We start from the raw sequence: 780 nt of genomic DNA, 5'->3' as shown, positions 1-780 counted from the left end.
GAACAAGCGACAAAGAAGCGCGTCGAGCAGCCGCGCCCTACGCGTTTCCGCCTTTATCAGCGCTTACCGCTGAATAGGACGGGCTAGGTCAACTTGTCCGCACTCTAAGCGGGGGTAATCAGCAGAAGGTTGTCATCGCCAAATGGCTGGCGGCGAAGGTCAGGGTATTGTTGCTGGATGAACCCACCCGCGGTATCGATGTAAATGCGAAATTCGAGATCTACGCACTGATCGAGACGCTGATCGACCAGGGAATGTCGATCATCATGGTTTCTTCAGAAATGCCGGAACTGCTGGCCTTGAGCGATCGTATACTGGTTCTCAGCCAAGGAAGATTGGTTAAGGAACTGGCCGCCGGTTCGACCGATCAGGCAGAAACTATGCGGTATGCGGTACCAAAGTCTGACCGTGGCGAGGTTGTAAATTAATGTCGCCATTGCTGCCTAGGTCAGATGGAGAGCTCAATTTCGCAGCGCCGCAAATCGGGAGATCACGGCGGTTCGCGGCTAACGTCCTTCGCCTTGTGTCACAGGCCGACGCAGTCCTGATCCTTTTGACCTTCGCGGTCATCGCATCGCTTGCTAGTGTCCTGATTCCGAAGTTTCTATCCACATCTCTGCTGGACGTCGACGGTTCTTTGGCAGAAGCGCTGGATTGACGCCAAGATGTCGTCTGTGGACTTGGTCCACCGAAAAGGCTTGAGATCGGCGTTCCGGGCGTCGATGTAGGTGCCGATTGCCACTTCAAGCTCTCGAACGGAGCGGTGCGTACCGCGCCTGA

At 55.4% G+C, this 780-nt stretch carries 2 pseudogenes; one reads left to right on the top strand and one right to left on the bottom strand.

Annotated features, from left to right (window positions below):
* Nucleotides 1-104: 104 nt before the first annotated feature.
* Nucleotides 105-428, top strand: a pseudogene (locus tag GSQ92_RS11350) (ATP-binding cassette domain-containing protein); the annotation flags it as partial.
* 176 nt (nt 429-604) lie between these two features.
* Here GSQ92_RS11350 and GSQ92_RS11345 read toward each other — a convergent pair.
* Nucleotides 605-780 (bottom strand): annotated as a pseudogene (locus tag GSQ92_RS11345) (IS630 family transposase); the annotation flags it as partial.

It is taken from the genome of Acidisoma sp. S159 (assembly GCF_009766125.1).
Classification (GTDB): Bacteria; Pseudomonadota; Alphaproteobacteria; order Acetobacterales; family Acetobacteraceae; genus Acidisoma.
This window is presented reverse-complemented; position numbering and strand designations above follow the sequence as displayed.